This is a genomic window from Methylobacterium sp. WL6, assembly GCF_008040095.1.
Classification (GTDB): domain Bacteria; phylum Pseudomonadota; class Alphaproteobacteria; order Rhizobiales; family Beijerinckiaceae; genus Methylobacterium.
In genome coordinates, this window is sequence record NZ_VRVH01000597.1 from 1 (window position 1) to 1,063 (window position 1,063).

Here is a 1,063-nt window from a genome sequence, read left to right on the forward strand (position 1 = left end):
TCCCTCTCCCGGCCCGCGGTGCGATGGGCGAGGGGATGCGCGGCCGTCGTCTCGGCGGCCCGGCCCGGACGCGCCCGCGTCACCGCGGCGTCGGGCGCCAGTCAGGCGGGGCCATCTCGAAGCCGGCGAAGTCGAAGGCGGGGGAGACCGTGCAGCCGACGAGCGTCCAGGCACCGAGGCTGGTCGCCGTCTGCCAATGGCCCTCGGGGACCACCAGCTGCGGCCGCTGCCCGCGCGCCAGGTCCGGGCCGAGATGGTGGGCGGCGGCGTCGTGGCCGTTCGGGCTCACGGTCAGCACCAGCGGCGCGCCGGCGTGCCAGTGCCAGATCTCGGCGGCGTCGACGCGGTGCCAGGCCGAGACCTCGCCGACGTCGAGCAGGTAGTAGATCGCGCGGCCGACCGAGCGGCCCGCGACCAGGCGCGGATCGCGGAAGGTCTCGCGGTAATGCCCGCCCTCCGGGTGGGGCCGAAGCCCGAGCGCCGCGATCACCCCGGCCGCCGTCATCTCCGCCATGGTTCCTCGCATCGTTCGATCAGGCTCGGTCCGGGGACCGTGGTGGCACATTCAGCTCGCGCTTGCCTCGGCCGAAAAGGCTGTCGCACCCGCGCCTCGTGCCGGCGAGGCGCGGATCCCCTCTCCCGTTCGGGAGAGGGACAGGTCTTTCCGGCGAGGTCGCACCCCTCACCCCAACCCTCTCCCGGACGGGAGAGGGGGCCGTCCCGCACCGCGAACGAGCCATCCGGGGCCGTCCTGCGGAGATGCGCGCACGACAACCCGCGTCAGGCGCGGGCAGAACGCGGCGAGCCTCCGCCAGAACCCCGCGCCTACTCGGCGATGGCGCCCTGCGGGACGTGGAAGCCGGGCGGGGCCTTCGGGGCCGCATCCTTGCGCGGCGCGGGTTTCGCCGGCCTCCGCGCGGCCGCTTTCGCCGGTTCCTGGCCGGCGCCGCTCGGGTCGGGCGCGCCGTCCGCCGGCCCGGCCTCGAGAGCGTTGCCCTGCGCGTTCCCCTTGGCGTTCCCCTTGGCGTTGCCCTTGGCGTTCCCCCTGCCCGCCCCCTTGCTC

General features: G+C 75.6%; 1 protein-coding gene and 1 pseudogene. Both read right to left on the reverse strand.

The features are described from left to right. Positions 1-79: 79 nt before the first annotated feature. On the reverse strand, positions 80-514 hold the full coding sequence (locus tag FV230_RS28645) for a cupin domain-containing protein (protein WP_147844767.1): 435 nt from the start codon (positions 512-514) through the stop codon (positions 80-82). 311 nt (positions 515-825) lie between these two features. Beyond that, positions 826-1,063 (reverse strand): annotated as a pseudogene (locus FV230_RS30175) (hypothetical protein); the annotation flags it as partial.

Bases quoted from the DNA above. Each gene is read 5' to 3' on its own strand.
- FV230_RS28645 (WP_147844767.1), bottom strand. From the start codon at position 514: ATGGCGGAGATGACGGCGGCCGGGGTGATCGCGGCGCTCGGGCTTCGG.